This window comes from Lacinutrix neustonica (genome assembly GCF_026625145.1).
In the GTDB taxonomy this organism is placed as follows: domain Bacteria; phylum Bacteroidota; class Bacteroidia; order Flavobacteriales; family Flavobacteriaceae; genus Lacinutrix; species Lacinutrix neustonica.
Genome location: NZ_CP113088.1, coordinates 407,210 through 428,498 on the forward strand (window position 1 = coordinate 407,210; position 21,289 = coordinate 428,498).

Consider the following 21,289-nt stretch of genomic DNA (forward strand, 5'->3'; position numbering starts at 1 on the left):
TTTTTTATAAAAATTTTGATGATAAAAGCGGAAAATATTCATAAATATTACGACGATTTACATGTTTTAAAAGGTGTAAACGTTCACATTAAAAAGGGAGAAATTGTATCTATTGTTGGCGCTTCCGGCGCTGGAAAGACCACATTACTTCAAATATTAGGGACTTTAGATTATATAGATAAGAAGGAAAAAGCAACCTTAGTTATAAACGACATTGATATTAGTAACCTGTCTGAAAAAGCATTAGCTAAATTTAGAAATGAACATATCGGATTTATTTTTCAGTTTCACCAACTACTCCCGAATTTACCGCAGTAGAAAATGTTTGTATTCCGGCTTTCATAAAAAAAACACCTAAGGCCGAAGCAACTAAACGCGCAAAAGAATTGCTTGATTTTTTAGGGTTATCCCATAGATATAATCACAAACCAAATGAATTGTCCGGAGGAGAACAGCAGCGTGTTGCTGTCGCCGGAGCATTAATTAATAATCCGAGCTTAATTTTTGCCGATGAGCCCTCAGGAAATCTAGATAGTGAAAGTGCAGAAAACCTACACAATCTCTTTTTTAAACTGAGAGACCAATTTGGACAAACCTTTGTTATTGTGACACACAATGAAGAACTAGCAAATTTAGCCGATAGAAAACTAACCATGGTAGATGGAAAGATTGTGTAACAAAAACAGTATTCTAATCGCTTAAAAGTCAAATAATACTTCCCTCCCATTATCGATGAATAACACTGAACTTAAGGAGTTTTTGGATATTAAAGTCGCTCAATACAATACCCTAGAGTTTATTGATAGTGACCCTGTACAGATCCCCCACTTATTTAGTAAAAAAGAAGATATTGAAATTGCTGGTTTTTTAGCAGCGACCATTGCGTGGGGAAACCGAAAGAGCATCATTAATAATGCAAATAAAATGATGGGGTTATTAGAACAGGCCCCTTATGATTTCATACGCAATCATCAAGACAGTGATTTAAAAAAACTCGAGCCATTTGTTCATAGAACTTTTAATGGTATCGATTTTATAACATTTGTTAAAGCCCTGCAGCACATTTATAAAAACCACCATGGTTTAGAAGCTGTGTTTAACAAACATGCTAAAAAGTCCTCTTTACAAGAGGCCATCCATTATTTTAAAAAGGCATTTTTTGAAATTGAACATTTACAGCGCACCCAAAAACACATTAGTGATCCCCTTAAAAATTCAGCAGCCAAACGTATTAATATGTATTTGCGTTGGATGGTTCGTAAGGATAAACAAGGTGTAGATTTTGGGATATGGAAAAGCCTTTCGGCTGCTCAATTATCTTGTCCGTTAGATGTGCATTCGGGTAATGTCGCGCGAAAGTTAGGGCTATTAAACCGAAAACAAAACGATGGGAAGGCATTAGCTGAATTAGACAAGGCTTTGAGACAATTGGACGTCCAAGATCCTGTAAAATATGATTTTGCGCTCTTTGGACTGGGTGTCTTTGAAAGCTTTTAAGACTCAATACGTTAAAATTTTAACACTTTACAGCCAATTGTACCCATAGCAACGCGATATAATATTATCTTTGATTCATCCTTAAAAAAAAACTAGTGATAAGTCCTGAAATCCCTTTAAATGAAGCAGAACGCATAAAGGCGGTAAAGAGCTACAACCTTATAGATACACTTCCGAGAAAGAGATTTTGACAATATCACGTCTCTTATTGCGACACTTTTTGAAGTCCCAATAGCCTTGGTTACCTTATTAGACGTTGATAAAAATTTTTTAAAATCTCATTATGGCGTTCCCTTTAACGATTCGCCTAGAGACATTTCTTTTTGTGGACATGCCATTTTAACTGATGATGATATTTTTATTGTTGAGGATTCACGTAAGGATAAACGTTTTAGTGACAATCCATTAGTTAAAGATCACAATGCCATTTTTTACGCGGGAGCCCCTTTGGTGAATGCCGAAGGTTATAAATTAGGCACCCTTTGTGTCTTTGATACTAAGCCAAGGCAAATCACAGAACTCCGAGAGAACCTCTTTGATTTCTTTAGCCAGTCAAGTGGTTAATTTATTTGAATTACGTAAAAAAAACAAAGAACTAAACGAAACCAAGATCACTCTTAAAGAGAAAAATGCTGAACTAAAAATGTTTGCCGGAACCGTATCTCACGACATGAAAATGCCTTTAGCAAATTTGATAGTGACCTCAGATATATTAAAGATGAAATACGGTTCGAAACTAGATAAAAAAGGTATGGAATACCTAAATTATTTAAAAAGCGCCTCTTTTACTTTAAGTGAATATATTACGGGGTTATTAGCGCACTATGAAAGTGACAAAATAGAAGACAATTATGAAAGTTTTGATTTACATCACCTCTTAGAGGAGATTGTTGATTTATTAAACATAAACTTAGAGTGCGAAATTAATTTTCCGAGAAAAAATGAAGAACTCTATTGTAACCGCGCGGCATTAGAGCAGGTTTTTTTAAATCTTATAGGCAATAGTCTAAAATATAACGACAAAACAGAAATCATCATTAACATTGATTGTCATAAAATAGATGGACTCTATCAGTTTACCATTACAGACAATGGTGTTGGCATTCCGAGAAGACAAGCAGAAAGAAATTTTTGAATTATTTACTACCATTGGCAATGTTGATAGAAACGGCAATAAAGGGCATGGTATAGGTTTGTCGACCGTTCAAAAATTAATAAATTCATTGGGAGGTAGTATTTCAGTATCGTCTGTGGAAGGAGAAAGTACCACCTTTCAATTTTCTATAGCAGCCATTGAAAATTAATATAAAACGAATAATAAAAAAGACCAATTCAAAGTTATGAATTGGTCTTTTTTATTTTCTGTTTCTTCTAATTATCCCTTTAACCAAGCTGTTCTTAATGCATTTTGTTTTTCGGTAGCATTTTCATCTACTGTTAACTTAGAACCCATGGTATAAGACTGTGTTAATGTTGTCTTAACAACAATTTCTTCACCTTTTCTATCTATACGTACGTCTACTTCTCTTCCTGGTTTCCACATGAAAACCTCGGTTAATATTTCATTAGCATTTTGCAAGGTTAACGCTTTTCCATCTACTGTTTTAATAACATCTCCGGGTATCACACCATTTTCTGTCCAAAAACTATTATCTTTTACCGCCTCTGAGAAAGGAATCGTCATCGTCGCCATGTCTCGGAGCAAAAATTAAAACACCATCATTTTGAATGTAATTGGTTGGTACTTTTCCTTCCTGTAACATCAATCCTACCTTAGCAAAAAAATCATTATAATTAATTGGAGTTTCTCCAGCAACATGCGTTTCTAAAAAGGCGCCCACACTTGGGTATGTCATTTCAGTAATTTCAGCAATTAAATCGTCATCTGTAAAGGGTTTGTTCTTTCCATATTTAAGAGATAATTCTTTCATTAAAGATAAAATACCTCTAGTTCCATTGCTTTCTTCTCGCATTAAAATATCGATACACATCCCAATCAATGCGCCTTTTTGATACACGTTAACATATTGTGCTGCGTAAGGTTCTTCTAAAATATTTTCACTCATCGTTGTAAAACTCATGGCATCATTCATGCTAGATGCTGCTTTTATCTTACCCATGATTTTAGCATAGAATTCGTCTTCAGAAACTAAACCTTGATCCACTTGAAATAGCGTTGCAAAATACTCTGTTACCCCTTCGTACATCCATAAATGCTTTGAAAAGGTGGGTTGATTATAATCAAAATAATGCACATCTTCAGAGTGTACACTTAATGGGGTAACAATATGAAAGAATTCGTGTGAAACGACATCAACCATGCTACTCGCTAATGCTTCATCCGGCATAGATTACGGCAATACTACAACTGTAGAAGTATGGTGCTCTAGTGCTCCAAAACCTTTTGGAGATTCCGGCTTACCTTCAGATAAATACAAGTAGATGTCATATCTTGGAGTGCTATTAACATCACCTAAATACGTTTTCTGTGCCTGCATCATTTTCTCCATAGTTTCTTTTACTTTAGCCGCAGTGTGCACTTTGTTTGGAGAATAAACACTTAATACAATTTTAATATCGCCTACATTAAATTCTTCGACATCTAAATTACCATAAAACATAGGGTTGTCTGTAATATCAAAATACCTTGGCGCAAAATACGTAGAAGTCATAGAAGTTCCATCGGCATTCATAACCGTTCCTGTTTCTTGTAAAGCAGATGTTTTGGTCATGGTCTGTGGAGCAGTAACCTTTAATGTGTATTGCCCGTTTTTTAAAGAATCAAAATATCCAATAAAACCATGCAGGTTTAAAACAAAATTAGTGTCTTCAATATTGGTTCCTGCTGGAGAAAAAGGAACTTCTTTTCCTATACCGCCACCTTTAACTTCCATGTCAAAGGTATCATTAACATAATAAGTAATCTTATCTAGTTGTTTGGCGTTGGCAATCGTCCACGTATTGGTATCTGTTTTAGTAACCACTAAGGCATTACCATTGTAGTCAATGGCTTTTAAATCGTCTATATACTTTCCGAAATCACTAACAGAATACGTGCCTTGCACTACTCGAGGCAGTCTATAAGTCACGACGTCTTCAGTAAATCGGCCTGGATTAATAACCACAGGAGCCTTGTCATCGATTACTTTTGTTAAATCTACACTAGCTTCTATAGGATTGGCAATCGCTAAATCATTCTTTCCCGTGGCTGTTTTTGTAGAATTACAGCCTACTAAAATTAATCCTGCAAAAAGTGCAGATAATACTTCTTTTCTCATTTTAAATAGTTTTATTGATGGTCTTATTTCTCTTAAGACGTTCAAAAGTACATCTTGTTACTAATTTGACTTACAAAATTTTGTTAATTAATGTTAATTAACATCATTCTCCTTAGTATCTTGCGCCCATGCCGGAGCCTCTCATAAGTATATTGATTCCTTTTAAAAACACACAAGACTACCTTGATGCCTGTTTAAACTCTATTGTTAATCAATCATACACCCATTGGGAATTGTTAATCGTTGATGATCATTCTACAGATAACAGTTATGATTTGGTTAATCATTACGCGAAAAGAGATCCTAGAATACAACTTTTAAAAAATGAGGGCTTCGGAATTATTTCTGCCCTAAAACTGGGGTTTTCTCATTCCAAAGGAAGCTATATCACGCGAATGGATAGTGATGATATCATGCACGAATTAAAGCTTGAAGTCTTATTAAACAAACTACTGCAAAATGGCGAGCGACATATTGCTACAGGGTTGGTTAGTTATTTTTCGGCAGAAGGCATTAGCGATGGGTATCGGAAATATGAAACTTGGTTGAATGGATTAACAATAAAAGGAAATAATTACTCCGAAATCTATAAAGAATGTGTGATTCCTTCTCCTTGTTGGATGATCCATCGTAGCGATTTAGAGTCCATAAATGCTTTTAACCCCTTACGCTATCCGGAAGATTACGATTTAACGTTCCGTTTTTATGAAGCCCAATACCAAGTCATTCCTTGCAATGTCGTGTTACATTATTGGAGGGATTACGGAGCGAGAGCCTCTAGAACCGATGCGCATTATGCCGAGAACAGTTTTATAGACATCAAGCTCCATTATTTTTTAAAACTAAATCATAATACTATAAGACCTTTGGTGGTCGCGGGGCGCGGGAAAAAAAGGCAAGACAATTGCAAAAAAGCTCATTGCATTAAAGGTGCCGTTTCATTGGATTTGTGATAATCCTAAGAAAATTGGAAAACACATTTATGATCAGGAGATGAAATCCTTTCAATATCCGGAGCGCTTAAAAAAACCACAAAGCATCATTAGCGTTGCCAATACAGAGCAACAAATTGTAATTAAAACCTATTTACACGAGCGAAATATGCAGTCTATGGAAGATTATTTTTTCTTTTGTTAAAGCGCTTCGTATATCAGTTTTAGTTTTTATATTTGTTTAATCAAAATGAGCAATGCAGTTTAAACATCCGAACTTCTTTACGGTCTATTCTTACTGCTAATCCCTATAATCATTCACTTGTTTCAATTGCGTAAATTCCGAAAGGAAGCATTTACCAATGTGGCATTTTTAAAACAAATCACCTTACAAACACGTAAAAGCTCACAAATTAAAAGGTGGTTAATCTTATTTATAAGAATGGCGCTTCTTGCCACCATAGTCGTCGCTTTTTCGCAACCTTATGCTTCAAAAAATAAAACGCTCGACACTAAAAAAGAAACCGTTATTTATTTAGACAACTCCTTTAGTATGCAGGCTAAAGGTGAAAAGGGAGAACTTTTAAAGCGTGCCATTCAAGATTTAATTAGCCATGTTCCCCAAGATGAAAATATAGCACTAATTACCAATGATAACATGTATCGCTTTACCACCATTAAAGCCATGACCACTGACTTGTTGCAGTTAAATTATGCTTCCAATCAAATCCCCTATCAGGCGGCGCTTTTAAAAGCAAAAAAGTATTTTACAAAAAACAGAAAATCTATTAAAAACTTAGTTTTTATCAGTGATTTTCAGCAAAAAGATATGCCTTTTAAAGGGTTAAATGATTCACTAATTACCACCCATCTGGTACAACTAAAACCTACAAATACAAATAATGCAGTAATAGATAGTGTTTATATTTCTAAGCGCAGTGCTAGTAGTTTAGAAATTACCGTTTCATTAGAGAATACAGGGTCTATAATAGACAACTTGCCGGTTTCACTTTACCATGATGGAAACTTATTAAGTAAAACGGCTTTACGTCTTGAAGATAAGGCCAAGACCGTATTTACAATACCAAACAATACGCGTATTAAAGGAGAAATTAAGATTGAGGATACCAGTCTACAATTTGATAACACCTTGTTTTTTAATATTAACACGGCTAGCAAAGTTAACGTGCTTGCCATTAGTGAGGCCAGCGATTCTTTTTTAAAACGCATGTATGCTGAAGACGAATTTGACTATAAAAACACGCGGCTTCCACAGCTAAATTATAGTGATATTGTGAATCAGAATTTAATTATATTAAACGAATTATCAAACATCCCTACGTCTCTAAACACAGCATTAACGAGCTTTACAACTCATGGTGGTGTGGTCATTTTGATCCCACCACAAACTATAGATTTACCATCTTATAACGTATTATTAAGGAGTTATAACTTTCAACCATTTCAAGCGCTATCTAACACAGAAAAACGATTAACCACTATCAATTATTCGCATCCGATATATAGAGACGGTGTTTTTGAAAAGCGAGTGACAAATTTTCAATACCCGAAGAGTCAGTCCTATTACCCACAATCCATAGGAAATACGTCACCAGTACTACAATTTGAAGATGGAAAGCCATTTTTATCAGAAAACAAGAACCTGTATGTTTTTAGTGCGCCATTAAATAAAACAAATTCCAATTTTCAGGAGGTGAACTTAATAGTGCCAACCTTTTATACTATTTCTAAGCAAAGTTTGAAATTAGCGCAACTATTTCTTACCATTGGTAAAGAAAACACCTTTGATATTGCCACCGATTTACAACAAGATGCGGTACTGACTCTAGTGAATGGCGACAAAAAAGTAATTCCTCAACAACATTATTTTAATAATAAAGTAACAATAACCACTAATGAAACGCCCGACACTGCTGGAATATATAGCATTCAAAACAAAGCAGAAATCATACAAAACATAAGTTATAATTACAATCGTAATGAAAGTAATTTGGTTTATCAGGAGCTTTCTAAGATAGAAAAAAGTACAGTTGTAAGCTCTATCGAAGCGGCTTTCGAAACTATAAAAAATGATAATAAAGTGAATGCGCTATGGAAATGGTTTGTTATTTTTGCGCTAGCGCTTTTAATTATTGAAATGCTCATCTTAAAATATTTTAAATGAACGTACTCATAAAATCTGCTACCATTATTGATGCTAAGAGCGATTTTCATAATGCAACGCAGGATATTTTAATCGAAAAAGGCTACATCTCTAAAATCGCCAAAAGCATTAAAAACGAAAAGAACTATAAAGAAATAGCACACGATAATCTTCATGTTTCTCAAGGGTGGTTTGATAGCAGCGTGTGTTTTGGAGAGCCCGGTTTTGAAGATAGGGAAACCCTTGCGAACGGACTAATAGCTGCAGCAAAATCAGGTTTCACTGCGGTCGCCTTACAGACCAACACCTATCCCGTAATAGATAGTCATTCTGATGTGTCTTTTATAAAATCAAAAGCTCAAAATTCTGCTGTCAACTTAGTGCCTTTTGGCGCATTAACTAAAAATAGTGAAGGCATTGATCTTGCGGAGCTTTTTGACATGAAAAACGCTGGTGCAGTGGCGTTCTCAGATTATAAAAAACCCATAGATAACCCAAATTTATTGAAAATCGCATTGCAATACGCGAGCAATTTTGACGGATTGGTCTGCTCATTTCCCCAAGAAAATAAAATAGCAGGCAACGGGGTAATGAATGAACACGTTTCAAGCACTAATTTGGGATTAAAAGGGAATCCTAATTTGGCTGAAGCCTTACAAGTTGCCGAGAGACTTGTCCATTTTAGAGTATACTGGAGGTAAATTACACATTCCCACAATTTCTACAGCAGAAGCTGTAGCATTGATTAGAGTCGCTAAACAAAAGAAATTAGACGTCACCTGTAGTGTAGCGATACATAATTTATTTATGGATGATTCGGCATTAAAAGAATTTGATACCCGTTTTAAAGTATTACCTCCATTGCGTACGCCTCATGATATTAAAGCACTTCTTGAGGGGGTGACTGATGGCACTATAGACATGGTCACCAGTGATCACAATCCATTAACCATTGAAGATAAAAAGGTCGAGTTTGATTATGCTGCATATGGCACTATAGGTTTAGAAAGTGCTTTTGGAGCATTACAAACCCTATTCTCGACAAAAAAAACCATCAAACTACTAACGAGTGGAAAAGAGCGCTTTGCGATAGACCCTAGTTTTTTAAAAGAAGGCCATATGGCCAATATGACATTATTTAACCCTGACTCAAAATATACGTTTACAGAAAACAACATACTTTCTAAATCTAAAAACAGCCTGTTTTTAGATACCGTTTTAAAAGGAAAAGTTTATGGCATTATCGCCAATAATAAAATTGAATTATAATTGTATGAATCAACAAACTGTTACAGAAGGGAAGTCTTTAGCGATACTTAGCTATTTTACATTTATAGGCACATTAATAGCCTTATTTATGAATCTGGAAAAGAAGAATCCTTTTACCAATTTTCACATAAGACAAATGATAGGTTTAATTATCATGCTTATTTTTTCGAACGTGGTTGAACGGTATTTACATAGTTGGACAGGAACCATTTTATGGATAATCACATTCTCATTTTGGTTGTATGCGCTAATCTATGCTATAAAAGGAGAAATGAAGCTTGTTCCAGTATTAGGCGAGAAGTTTCAGGTATGGTTTGCTAATTTGGGTAACTAATGGCAGCATTATCTTTACACCACATCGTTCGGGAGTCTTCATTACAAGAAAACGCCCCTTTACTCCTCTTGTTTCACGGTTATGGCAGTGACGAAAACGACTTGTTTTCTTTTGCTCAAGAACTACCGGAAGAACTCTTCATTGTTTCTGTAAGAGCACCTCACACGATGCAACCCTACGGTAATGCTTGGTATGCTATTAACTTTGATGCAGAGAAAGGCAAATGGAGTGATAATGAACAAGCGATAGCCTCACGTGATAAGATTTCACATTTTATAGATGAAGTTTTAGCCACATATCCTGTTGATATAAACAATGTCTCTCTTTTAGGGTTTAGCCAAGGTACCATCCTTAGCTATGCAGTAGCACTTACCTATCCCGAAAAAGTTAAAAATATCATTGCTTTGAGTGGGTATATAAATACCGATTTATTTGACACACAGCCTAAAGAAAATTATGCGCATTTAAATTTTTATTGCTCACATGGTTCTGTAGATCAAGTGATTCCTGTCGATTGGGCAAGACAAGCACCAAAATTTTTAGAAGCTTTAGATATAAAACACCAATTCAGTGAATTCCCTGTTGGTCATGGCGTTGCGCCACAAAATTTTTATGAGTTTAGAGATTGGTTAAAAAGTAGACTTAAAATTCAGAATTAAATAAAATTATATGTTTTAAATACGAATGCTGTAATATTTTAGTTTTTTTAACAAATGAGTAATTTTGTTTCTGTTTTTTAGTACCTTCGATTGTGCTATTGATGTTGTTAATCTCCAAAAAAAAAATCAAGGGGTAACTTTTGCCTTTTTTTTGGAACACTCCTATATCAGGTGTTGTTTTCAACTCAAATTTTATACACCCATAACGAAGTGCGAGACGTATTTATGTCTCTGGTGCTTTCCTTATTCTATTTTATTATAATTTTAACTGCTATCAACCAATGAAAAGCCAAAAAATAAAAATGTTAAAATGGCCATTATTTTGCTTCATTTTTACATTATATGTATTCTCTTCTGAAGCTCAAGAAAACAAACCCGAGGGTTTGGAAATTTTTGATGACATTATAGGTCTCGAAAACACAAAATTATATAACGGTAAACGGTATTATCATCTTTATAAACCTACTGTAGAAAATCATAATTTTTTTCCTTCAAGCCAACTACCAAAAAGGTAATGTGTTTTATGACGGACAATATTTTATGAATATTGAGCTTAAATACGACATACTTTATGATAAGTTGATTTACAAACCTATGGGCAATAAGAGCTTTTTAAATATTGAGCTTATTAAAAACAAAATTGATTCCTTCAGTTTTCAGAATCATAGGTTTATTAATGCAGGGCTCATTGAAGAAAACAAAGGACTCGTTTCACGGACCTTTGGAGGTTATTTTTAGTTCGCCTTCCATTAAATTCTATGCGAAAAGAAAAAAGACGATTGATGAAAAAATAAAAGGAATTCAAATCACCTATTTATTCCGCGAATCAGATAGTTATTTCTTGTTATATAATAATGTTTTCTATGCCATAGACTCGAGAAAAGATCTAAGAAAAATATTCCCCGACCTGAGAAAAGATATTAAAAAAGAGAGTAAAGAAAATGAGAAAAAGTTTAATGAGGACGATGAAGGTTTGTATCTCTACTTAATACATTTCATTGCCTTCAAATTAAATACGAATAACGCCTAATTAAACTACATGAAGAAACTTATTATATACTCTTTATTTCTACTTTCTTCGCATATGTTATGTGCGCAAAGTGAGAATATTACTCTTTCATTTGAGGAACTTAGTTTAAAAGAAGTATTACTCTCCATTGAGGTGAAAACGGAACTTTCATTCTATTATATAGACAAATGGTTGGATTCCAAAAAAATATCTAAAAACTATGAAGAGGTCTCTTTAGAATTTATACTAAATGATTTATTTACTGGATCGCTCCATAAACTATATTATTTTTGAGGACAAAGTTATTTTAACAAATAACAGCATGGTATTTAAAGCATTACCTGACGATTTTTTCAAAGAGGAAGAGCATGCGCGTCCTTTAGAAATTGAGACGGTCTTTTATAACGAATACAATAATAAAAACTTAGTCACTATTGGTAAACAAAGTGAGACTTTAGTCGAAAACGAAGTTGTTGTTTCCGGTTTGGTAATTAACGAAACTACTGGTGAACCCATACAGGGTGTGGCCATTATTGCAGATCAACTAAACAGAAACACCGTTACCAATAAAAACGGAAGGTTTTCTATTACACTGCCATTGGGACTCAATAATATAGAAGCAAAACTTTTAGGCTATACCGGATTTTCAAAACAGCTTTTGGTATATAGCAAAGGTTTTTTTAAATTTTATTTGACGGAAGCTACAGAGACCTTAGCAGAAGTTATTTTAGAGTCAACAGCTAACAACAATGTTAAAGAAGGAATTGTTGGAGTGACTTCAATAGATATAGAAGGCCTAAAAACGGTGCCTGTTATTTTGGGAGAACGCGATATTTTAAAGGTTGCTACAACACTGCCTGGGATAAAAACAGCAGGTGAAGGTTCTGCTGGTTTTAACGTTCGTGGAGGCCGTGCAGACCAGAATTTAATTCTTTTAGATGACGCGGTAATTTACAGCCCTTCGCATTTCTTAGGTTTCTTTTCTGCTATTAACCCTTTTGTGACAGGATCACTGGATATTTATAAAGCTAGTATTCCTGCAGAATTTGGAGGCAGACTTTCTTCTGTGTTCGATATTAAATCTAAAGAACCAAACTATGAAAAATTTTCAGGTGAAGGTGCTATTGGTCCAGTTACAGGAAGTTTAAGTTTACAAACACCGATTAAAAAAGACGAAATAGCACTTACGGCTGCTGCACGGGCAACCTATTCTAATTGGATATTAAGATCTTTGGATGAAGAATCATTAAAAAATAGTAAAGCTTCCTTTTACGATGGATTAATTAAATATAATCATAAAATTAATGAGAATAATAAATTTCAAGCCACAGGATACTTTAGTGAAGATGAATTTAGCATAACTTCAGATTCTATCTTTAGTTATAATAATGCTTTAGCATCCTTGAAATGGAATCACACGTTTAAAAATGACAAACATCAAAGTGAATTGATAGCGGTCAATAGCCAGTACAAATATGGTATTGGTTACGAGGCAAATTCTAATAATGATTTTAAATTTGATTATAAAATTAATGAAACGCAGCTGAAATTAAACTTGAAATATTTTCATAGTGCGAAGCATAAATTTGACTACGGTATCAGCACCAAATTGTATCAGGTTAATCCAGGAAATGTTAAACCCTTAGGAGAAAATTCTATCCTTACTCCTAAAAATTTAAATCAGGAAAAAGGTTTAGAATCTGCAATTTATATTTCAGATTTATTTGAGGTCAATGAAAAATTACTTTTTAATATTGGGTTACGGTATTCTCGATTTTCTGCTTTAGGGCCAAACACTCAAAATGTTTATGAAGAAGGGCAACCAAGGGCGGAATCTACTGTCATAGCCGTTAACACTTATGGTAATAATGAGAGTATTAAAAATTATAGTGGATTAGAGTATCGTGCTTCATTGCGATATTTGTTAACCCCTACTTTTTCATTAAAAGCGAGCTACAACACCACCCTGCAATACATCCATTTATTATCTAACAACACCACCATTTCTCCTACTGACACTTGGAAGCTTTCAGATTTGAATACCAAACCCCAACGCGCGAATCAATACACCTTGGGTTTTTACAAAAACCTGTATAACAGTGCTTTAGAAATTAACATTGAAGGCTATTATAAAAAAATGTCTGATATTCTAGACTATAAAATTGGGGCAGAATTAATTTTAAATGAAGCTTTGGAGCAAGAACTACTTCAAGGTGAAGGTCAAGCATACGGTGTAGAATTATTAATAAAAAAGAAAAAGGGCTTGTTTAATGGTTGGTTAGGGTATAGTTATTCCGAGAGCAATGCTAAAATTAAATAGCGATATTCCACAAGAACAAGTTAATAATGGGGAATATTTTCCAGCAAATTATGATAAACCTCACGATTTTAGTTTAGTCACCAATTATAGAATTACGAAACGTTATAGCATGTCTGCCAACTTTATTTATCAAACTGGACGACCGATTACCTACCCTGTTGGAAAATTTATTTTTGCAGGCAGCGAACAAGTACTATACAGTGACAGAAACCAATTTCGAATTCCAGATTATTACCGGTTAGATATTGGTTTTAATATAGAAGGTAATCATAAGCTTAATAAATTGGCGCACAGTTTCCGGAATATTTCAGTATATAATGTCCTTGGTCGCAACAATCCCTATTCTGTTTTTTTTGTAAATAACGATGGAAAAGTGCAAGCGTTTAAAACTTCTATTTTTTCTATTCCAGTGCCGACCATAACCTATAATTTTAAATTTTAATCGATTGAATTGTATATATAAAATAGTGCTACTTGCTGTCTTTTTTCTTTGTTTGAGTTACAATGACGAATTAGAATTACATACGCAAGGTTTAAAAACTGTTTTATCAGAAAGTCGACCGAGACTTTGTTTCGGGTAATATTTCCGGACTTAACACAAATACAAATGTGAAAGGATACTTTAATGCCTCTTCTTTTACATCTTTTATAAAACCTCAATGTGATGATTGTACATCATTCACATCTAATATACCACCCGAGTTTTGGGAAGACTAATTATGAGAAAAATACTTAACGTTATCTTTATCGCCACTCTTTTAATTTGCTTTAACTGCATAGAAGAAATAGAATTAGAAACGCAAGATTTTGAAAGTGTTTTAGTCGTGGAAGGCACGATTACGAACGCGTTTAAATTTCAAGAAATTAAACTGTCACGCACTTACTTACTTGAAGGAAATGAGCAAAAGTTAGAGAATAATGCCAATGTTCAAATATTAGACAACCAAGGTAATTTATATACTTTTACCCAAAATTTGGAAGGGGTGTATGTGTCTAATATTGAATTTGAAGCAGTGCCTAATATGGGTTACACATTAAATATAACGACCAGTAATGGCAAACAATATAAATCTACAGAAACTAAACTCACCCCTATTTCACAAATAGACAGTCTTTATGTAGAATACAATGAGGGTGAAGAGAATGAGGTTCAAATATTGGTTGATAGTGATAACGCCCCTAATGGAGCAAAATATTTTAGATACGAATATGAAGAGACCTCCAAGGTCATTGTTCCTTATTACAGTAATTTTAATGCTATTGTAACTAATGTTGTTGACAATTTAATCGAATTTGAGTATGAAATTGTATTGGTAGACAAAACAGAGGAGCAGCGTATTTGTTATACTACAAATTCATCATTTGAAATCATTCAAACGTCTACAACTCAATTTGATAATAATACGGTGAATAGATTCCCAGTAAGAACTATTGATAAAGAGAATAGCGTCCTTAGAGAACGATATTCCATATTGGTTAAACAATATTCTCAAAGCCTTGAAGCTTATAATTTTTATAAGATTATTCATGATTTGAGTGTTAGTGAGAGTCTACTTTCAGAAAATCAACCAGGATATGTTATTGGAAATCTCATTTCTATAAATGATAACGTTGAAAAAATAGTCGGGTATTTTGATGTCGCTTCTGTTTCTTCCGAGAAGACTATATTTTAATTATGCCGATTTAGATATGCCTCAACCTGATTATGCCTATTACTGTGAATATGAAACTGATGCTGGTGGTGTGAATAACTATAATAAAAATCATTTAAAACTAGATTACAGATTAGATGGTGGTTCACCTGGAACGCCAAATCATAGACGTGTTTTGTATAATTTAATGAGATCTGGAGAATATTTTAAGTTTTTAGATGTATCGCTAGATGGCTTTATTTACGAAATTATTAGCCCTGAGTGTGGTAACTGCACCTGGTTTTCGTCTAATATAAAACCTGATTTTTGGGAAGACTAATTATGAGAAAAATATTTAAAATCATCTTCGTCGCCACTCTTTTTATTTGCTTTACCTGCATAGAAGAAATAGAATTAGAAACACAAGCTTTTGAAAGCGTTTTGGTAGTTGAAGGAACCATTACCAATGAGTTTAAATTTCAAGAAATTAAACTGTCACGAACGTACTTACTTGAAGGAAATGAGCAAAAGTTAGAGAATAATGCCAATGTTCAAATATTAGATAGCCAAGGTAACACATATCATTTCACGCAAAATACAGAGGGCAAATATGTGTCCAACATAGAGTTTGAAGCCTCCCAAAACATGAGTTACAAACTGTTTATAACAACGAAAAATGGTAAGCAGTATCAGTCTTTAGAAACCAATCTTACTCCTATTTCTCAAATAAATAGCCTGTATGCTATATACAGTGATGATCAGGGAGTCCAAATATTTGTCAACAGCGAAAATGATATTAATGGCGCGCAATATTTTAGATATGAATATGAAGAAACTCACAAAATTGTTGTTCCTTATTATAGCAGCCTGAATGCTATTATATCAAATGTTCAAAACTTTGGTCAGGAATATGAAATACGACTGGAACCAAAAACAGTAGATCAACGTACTTGTTACACGACAAATGCGTCAATTGGTATTATTCAAACTTCAACAAATCAACTTGATAATAATGTTGTTGAAAGGTTCGTCGTAAGAACTCTAGACAAAAGAAATAGCTTGCTTAGAGAAAGATATAGTATATTGGTAAAACAATATGTGCAAAGCTTTGAAGCTTACAACTATTACAAAATAATTAAAGAATTAGGAATTAACGAGAGCTTACTTTCTGAGAGTCAGCCGGGATATAATGTGGGTAATATAGAATCTATAAATAATAAAAACGAAAAAATTGCTGGATATTTTGAAGTAGCATCTGTTTCCTCTAAAAGATTGTTTTTTAATTATTTTGATGTAGGTATTCCCCAACCAAAATATCCCTTTGATTGTGAATATAGAACTGACGAAACAGAAGTCCTTAATTTAAATATAAACCATTTAATACTTAAGTATAATTATTTAGATCAACGTGCAAAACTTTATGAAAGGTTGTCTTTTGATAATTATAAATATTTGAGTGGTGGATTTGATACCTATAAAATTGTTAGTCCACAATGTGGTGATTGTACTTCTTTTTCTTCTAACATAAAACCTGAATTTTGGCAAGAATAATTATGAAAAAAACAACAATAATATTATTTGCATTTTTAGTGTCATTTGTTTCAAATGGCCAAGCAGAGAAATCAACAGTAAACCTTAATGAATTATTATTAATTCCTAACGAATATACAACCCTTCACACAACTACTGATTTTGCCTTGGTGGGAGAATATTTATATTATAAGTTATTCGTTTTTAGTGAAAATAAGCCGAGCGCTATAAGTAAAGTAGGCTATGTCGAGCTAATCGATTCAGATAATAATCTTATCATAAAACAAACTTTGGCTATAAAAAATCATAGTGCCAATCATCACATTTTTATACCTTCACAATTAAGAACTGGAAATTATAAGTTAATAGCTTATACCAATTGGTCAAAAAATAATTCTATAAAAGGTGGATATGTGAAAGATATTAATATTATTAATCCCTTTTCTTCAGTTAATCAAACCCTTAGTGAGAGCGCGGAAACCATTGCAATAACAAAAGCAAATACGCTAAATCTAGAACAACACGATAACGGAAATATTACCCTAAATATTTCAAAAAAAAATTACACAAACAGAGAGGCTTTAGCTGTAGATGTTTTAGTAAATGATAAAATAAAAAACGGCAACTATAGTCTTTCTATTAAGAAATTAGATTCGGTTTCTGTTGAATATAAAACTTCTCAAAATTATACAACATTAGACACCTCTAATATTGTATTTTTCCCTGAAATGAGAGGTAAATTATTGGTGGGTAAAATAACCAATACAACCCAACCATTAGATATCGAAAATAAAAATATAGCCCTTTCCATTGTAAGCAAAAATCCTATTTTTAAAATGTCGAAAACCAATGCTCAAGGACAATTTTTTTTCAATATTGATCATTTGTTAACATATGAAGAAATGACGATACAACTTGTTGAAGATAATAATGATGATTTTAAAATAGAATTAATTGAACCTAAAAAGACTAATTACAAAGCGCTTACATTTAAAAATTTAGGTATCAGTAAGGATTTAAAAAGAATTATAGAGCAACGCAGCATAAAATCTCAAATTGAAAATGCCTATTTTGAAAATAAACAAGATAGCATTATGAAGACGATAGAAAGAGATCCCTTTTATTATAATACCGCAAAAAAATATGTGCTTGATGACTATACACGATTTAAAACGGTTAGAGAAACATTTATAGAAGTCATTCCCGAAGCTGGTCTGCGAAAAGAGGGGGATGATTACCAAATAATAGTGCATGCCGATAATGCTTCAAGAGAAAATAATAGTATTACAAATTTGAAACCTCTGATTGTTGTAGATGGAATGATTGTACAAAACAACAACGATTTGATTGACTTCAATCCAAAAAAAATCGAATCTATTAGCATAGTACAAGGGGACTATGTTTATGGTGCAAACTTATATCAAGGTGTCATAGGGGTCACGACCTTCTTACAGGACTTTAAAACGTCCATCAATGGTGAGTTCATTATAAATACAAATATAACTATCTCAGAAAGTAATAAAATGAATTATCAGCCGCAGTATCAAAACCAGGAACAATATAAACACATACCGGATTATAGAAATCAATTACTTTGGATTCCTAATATCACACTTAATAGCAAAAATGAGACTTTTAAAACCTATACCTCAGATGATCATGGAACCTATGAAATTAGGTTTGAAGGTTATACCAAGGATGGAGAATATGTTCTTTCTAATACTTATTTTGAAGTTAAGTAAAACGCTATAAGGGGTATAAGAAAGATTCTACCAATTTATACTTCAAGTCGCCTTTTTCGTCAATTTCATAGGTTATAAAAAGCTCGCCTTCAAATTGGCCGTCTGTAAAATCGGCAATAATCCATTTGTGATTTAAAATACGTACAATATTAATTTGCATTCTATTGCCTTCACTAGACCCATAAGGTATTAATGGATGCTCGTCTCCATCAAATTCATTTTGGGTATATAACCCGTCTTGAATGGCTGGAAGCAGCTTTGACATGTCATATCCTTTATCAGCAAAATAGAAATAAGATTTCTCATTACTATCAAAATTAAAATAAGACAAATCTGTAATCTCTTGATTCAATTGAAGTATAGAATCTTGATATTTTTTAATCTGTATTTCTGTATTAGCAACCTTTTTATTACTGTCGTCAAAAATTTTCTTCGAATTCATATACTGAAAGATTAACAGCAATAAAGAAAAAATAAATAGATACATAAATATGCGATTCTTCATAAGTATAATATTTTTTAAGATTTAGTAATTGGAATATAAATAGTTAATTCGTCGTAAGCTAAAAACACGTTTTTTGGTAATTTCTGTTGTACTTCGTCATGAAACCCTAATTGATGGCTAATGTGTGTTAAATAAGCACGCTTAGGTTTAAGTCTGTCAATCAGAGCAAGTGCTTCTTCAAGATTTAAATGCGATAGGTGTGGCTCTTCTCTCAAGGCATTTAATACTAGCACGTCCAAATGTTTTAGTTTATCTAATTCAGAGTCGGGAATAGTCTTCATGTCTGTGAGGTAAGCAAAATTTTCAAATCTAAATCCAAAAACCTGTAATTTATGATGAAACCCTTCAATAGGAATCACTTCTATATCCTTAAGTTTAAAAGCTTCATTTTTAATACTATGCGAACGCACACTTGGTGCTCCAGGATATTTATTTTCAGTAGTAAAAATATAGTCGAATCGCTTTCGTAACTCGCCTAAGACACGACGGTGTGCATAAATGTCAATATCACCTTGTTTAAAAAAAAATGGTCTAATATCATCAAGTCCAGCGGTATGATCGGCATGCTCATGTGTAAATAAAACACCATCCAATTTTGTGCAATTAGCTCGTAGCATTTGTTGCCTAAAATCCGCCCACAATCAATAACAAAAGTATATTTCTTCCACTCCACTAAAACAGAAACACGCAACCGTTTATCCTTTGGATTGTCACTTAAACAAACAGGGTGTGTACTCCCAATAACTGGAATACCCTGTGACGTTCCTGTTCCTAAAAAAGTGATTTTCAATAGAGAAATTGTTTCTCACAAAAATAAGTTATTTTTTTTGTTTGCTATACTTATTTGATACCTTTGTACGTAACACAAATCGTTGCCTATTTATTATGGAAATCACACTAAGAGGAGATAAAGATATAGAAACTATTCCGTCGTTAAAAGATAAAGCATTACGCATAAATCTTAACGAAAATATTTACGGGACATTTTCTGAAATAGGTGCTGGGCAAGAAACTGTACGTCAGTTTTTTAGGGCAGGCGGTGGTTCCGGAACCATAGCAAAAGCGATGTCGGCATACGATAAAGATTTTAGCGATGCCATTTATGGGATTGAAAATGATAAACGTTACGTGACTGAAGCCCGCTTGCGTAAAATGCTGGATCATGAAATAAATTTAATTGAGCAGCGTATAACACGCGATAAGCATCCACATAAAATGTTTTTTAGCTACGCCAACACGGTAGCAACTATCGATTTTGCTAAAAAATACAAAGGACATGGATGGGTAGGTATAAAATATCAAGTGGATCCGGAACAGGATTACAACGAGATTGTATTGCATATTCGTTTTAAAGAAAATGATGCCCGCTTACAACAAGAGACTTTAGGTAAATTGGGGACAAACCTTATTTATGGTGCGTTTTATAAGTACAATACGCCAAGAAAACTATTGCGCTATTTATATGATCATTTAGATAAAGATCAATTAGAAATTGATACGATAAACTTCTCCGGCCCCGTATTTTCTGAAGTGGATAACCGTTTAATGAGTTTACAACTGGTAAAAAACGGCATGACAGATGCCGTAATGTTTGCACCAGATGGAAACAACGTACTGCCAGCTAGAGTCCTCTACAAAAGAAACATATTAGCATTACGCGGAAGTTTTAGACCTGTAACGAAAGTAAATATGGACATGTATGAGAAATCTTTAGACATGTTTTTGAAAGAAAATAAAGTAGACGAAGACCAAACGCAGGTTATTTTTGAAATTACACTATCTAATCTTCGTGCAGAGGGAGAAATCGATGAGCAAGATTTTATGGATAGAGCGAAACTGCTGTGTTCACTCGGGCAAACGGTTTTAATTTCAAATTTCCAAGAATACTACAAATTAGTAGAATATTTTTCACAATACACAAAAGCCAGGATGGGCTTAGCCATGGGGGTTAATAATTTAGTAGATATTTTTGATGAGAAATATTATCGCCATTTAAGTGGTGGTATTTTAGAAGCCTTTGGTAAATTGTTTTTTAAAGATTTACGAGTGTATCTCTACCCTATGGAAAATGAAGATGGTACATTAACCACTAGCGATAATTTAAAAGTGCACCCTAGAATGAAAGAATTGTATAAATTCTTTAAGTATAATGGAAAAGTAGTTGATATTACAGACTATGATCCAACGACACTCAATGTCTTCTCTCGTAAAGTATTAAGTATGATCGCTTCGGTGAAGAAGGTTGGCAAAGTATGTTACCAAAAGGCGTTTCTAGTTTAATAATGGAAAAAAGTTTGTTCGGATGCGAAACGGAAGAAGCGCATAATCGCGAATAAGTCATATCAATTATATTGTATAATATATCGATTACAGATAATTATCTCGGCTATCTATATTCATTTGAAATGATTAAATATGT

18 protein-coding genes and 5 pseudogenes are annotated in these 21,289 nt (G+C 33.4%); 20 read left to right on the top strand and 3 right to left on the bottom strand.

The window, feature by feature from the left end; all coding sequences use genetic code 11:
- Positions 1-18: 18 nt before the first annotated feature.
- The 5 genes and pseudogenes from N7U66_RS02250 to N7U66_RS21245 all read left to right on the top strand — a co-directional run bounded on the left by N7U66_RS02250 (position 19) and on the right by N7U66_RS21245 (position 2,801).
- Positions 19-677 (top strand): annotated as a pseudogene (locus tag N7U66_RS02250) (ABC transporter ATP-binding protein).
- A gap of 55 nt (positions 678-732) precedes the next feature.
- Positions 733-1,497 (top strand): TIGR02757 family protein, encoded by a 765-nt coding sequence (locus N7U66_RS02255; protein WP_267677144.1) that lies wholly within the window; start codon positions 733-735, stop codon positions 1,495-1,497.
- Positions 1,498-1,734: 237 nt separating this feature from the next.
- A complete protein-coding gene (locus tag N7U66_RS21235) occupies positions 1,735-2,061 on the top strand; it encodes a GAF domain-containing protein (protein WP_313791375.1) in 327 nt (108 codons plus the stop codon).
- Complete coding sequence (locus N7U66_RS21240; RefSeq protein WP_313791376.1) at positions 2,033-2,632, top strand: sensor histidine kinase; 600 nt, start codon at positions 2,033-2,035, stop codon at positions 2,630-2,632. The genes N7U66_RS21235 and N7U66_RS21240 overlap by 29 nt, the downstream gene beginning before the upstream one ends.
- Positions 2,595-2,801, top strand: a complete 207-nt coding sequence (locus tag N7U66_RS21245; protein ID WP_313791377.1) for a sensor histidine kinase — start codon at positions 2,595-2,597, stop codon at positions 2,799-2,801. Before N7U66_RS21240 ends, N7U66_RS21245 begins: the two co-directional genes overlap by 38 nt.
- Positions 2,802-2,872: 71 nt before the next feature.
- On the opposite strand, the pseudogene N7U66_RS22790 reads toward N7U66_RS21245, so the two are convergent.
- A pseudogene (locus N7U66_RS22790) lies at positions 2,873-4,775 on the bottom strand (M61 family metallopeptidase).
- A gap of 128 nt (positions 4,776-4,903) precedes the next feature.
- Here N7U66_RS22790 and N7U66_RS02280 point away from each other — a divergent pair.
- The 14 genes and pseudogenes from N7U66_RS02280 (at position 4,904) to N7U66_RS02340 (ending at position 18,365) form a co-directional block, all read left to right on the top strand.
- Positions 4,904-5,728 (top strand): glycosyltransferase family 2 protein, encoded by an 825-nt coding sequence (locus tag N7U66_RS02280; protein WP_313791378.1) that lies wholly within the window; start codon positions 4,904-4,906, stop codon positions 5,726-5,728.
- Entirely contained in the window at positions 5,706-5,912 is a 207-nt protein-coding gene (locus N7U66_RS21250) for a hypothetical protein (RefSeq protein WP_313791379.1), read from the top strand. Before N7U66_RS02280 ends, N7U66_RS21250 begins: the two co-directional genes overlap by 23 nt.
- A gap of 126 nt (positions 5,913-6,038) precedes the next feature.
- A complete protein-coding gene (locus tag N7U66_RS02285; RefSeq protein WP_267677148.1) occupies positions 6,039-7,892 on the top strand; it encodes a vWA domain-containing protein in 1,854 nt (617 codons plus the stop codon).
- A pseudogene (locus N7U66_RS02290) lies at positions 7,889-9,140 on the top strand (dihydroorotase). Before N7U66_RS02285 ends, N7U66_RS02290 begins: the two are co-directional and overlap by 4 nt.
- A gap of 4 nt (positions 9,141-9,144) precedes the next feature.
- On the top strand, positions 9,145-9,474 hold the full coding sequence (locus tag N7U66_RS02295; RefSeq protein WP_267677149.1) for a hypothetical protein: 330 nt from the start codon (positions 9,145-9,147) through the stop codon (positions 9,472-9,474).
- On the top strand, positions 9,474-10,133 hold the full coding sequence (locus N7U66_RS02300) for an alpha/beta hydrolase (protein WP_267677150.1): 660 nt from the start codon (positions 9,474-9,476) through the stop codon (positions 10,131-10,133). Before N7U66_RS02295 ends, N7U66_RS02300 begins: the two co-directional genes overlap by 1 nt.
- A gap of 619 nt (positions 10,134-10,752) precedes the next feature.
- On the top strand, positions 10,753-11,163 hold the full coding sequence (locus N7U66_RS02305; protein WP_267677151.1) for a hypothetical protein: 411 nt from the start codon (positions 10,753-10,755) through the stop codon (positions 11,161-11,163).
- Between the two features lie 9 nt (positions 11,164-11,172).
- Complete coding sequence (locus N7U66_RS02310; protein ID WP_267677152.1) at positions 11,173-11,436, top strand: hypothetical protein; 264 nt, start codon at positions 11,173-11,175, stop codon at positions 11,434-11,436.
- Positions 11,393-13,462 carry a TonB-dependent receptor gene (locus N7U66_RS02315; RefSeq protein WP_267677153.1) on the top strand — a complete coding sequence of 690 codons (2,070 nt, stop codon included), beginning with the start codon at positions 11,393-11,395 and terminating at the stop codon, positions 13,460-13,462. The genes N7U66_RS02310 and N7U66_RS02315 overlap by 44 nt, the downstream gene beginning before the upstream one ends.
- Entirely contained in the window at positions 13,446-13,904 is a 459-nt protein-coding gene (locus N7U66_RS02320) for a hypothetical protein (protein ID WP_267677154.1), read from the top strand. The genes N7U66_RS02315 and N7U66_RS02320 overlap by 17 nt, the downstream gene beginning before the upstream one ends.
- Before the next feature lie 277 nt (positions 13,905-14,181).
- Positions 14,182-15,135, top strand: a complete 954-nt coding sequence (locus tag N7U66_RS02325) for a DUF4249 domain-containing protein (protein WP_267677155.1) — start codon at positions 14,182-14,184, stop codon at positions 15,133-15,135.
- A complete protein-coding gene (locus tag N7U66_RS02330) occupies positions 15,095-15,433 on the top strand; it encodes a hypothetical protein (protein WP_267677156.1) in 339 nt (112 codons plus the stop codon). Before N7U66_RS02325 ends, N7U66_RS02330 begins: the two co-directional genes overlap by 41 nt.
- Positions 15,421-16,644, top strand: coding sequence for a DUF4249 domain-containing protein (locus N7U66_RS02335; protein ID WP_267677157.1), 1,224 nt, complete (start codon positions 15,421-15,423; stop codon positions 16,642-16,644). The genes N7U66_RS02330 and N7U66_RS02335 overlap by 13 nt, the downstream gene beginning before the upstream one ends.
- The gene (locus N7U66_RS02340; protein WP_267677158.1) at positions 16,632-18,365 is read left to right on the top strand and encodes a hypothetical protein; all 1,734 of its coding nucleotides are present in this window, start codon (positions 16,632-16,634) and stop codon (positions 18,363-18,365) included. Before N7U66_RS02335 ends, N7U66_RS02340 begins: the two co-directional genes overlap by 13 nt.
- Positions 18,366-18,369: 4 nt before the next feature.
- On the opposite strand, the gene N7U66_RS02345 is transcribed toward N7U66_RS02340, so the two are convergent.
- Together N7U66_RS02345 and N7U66_RS02350 are read right to left on the bottom strand one after the other, a co-directional pair.
- On the bottom strand, positions 18,370-18,807 hold the full coding sequence (locus N7U66_RS02345) for a hydrolase (RefSeq protein WP_267677159.1): 438 nt from the start codon (positions 18,805-18,807) through the stop codon (positions 18,370-18,372).
- A 77-nt stretch (positions 18,808-18,884) separates the two neighbouring features.
- A pseudogene (locus tag N7U66_RS02350) lies at positions 18,885-19,660 on the bottom strand (MBL fold metallo-hydrolase).
- Positions 19,661-19,755: 95 nt separating this feature from the next.
- Here N7U66_RS02350 and N7U66_RS02355 point away from each other — a divergent pair.
- Positions 19,756-21,206: pseudogene (locus N7U66_RS02355) on the top strand (TonB-dependent receptor).
- The last annotated feature ends 83 nt before the right edge of the window (positions 21,207-21,289 follow it).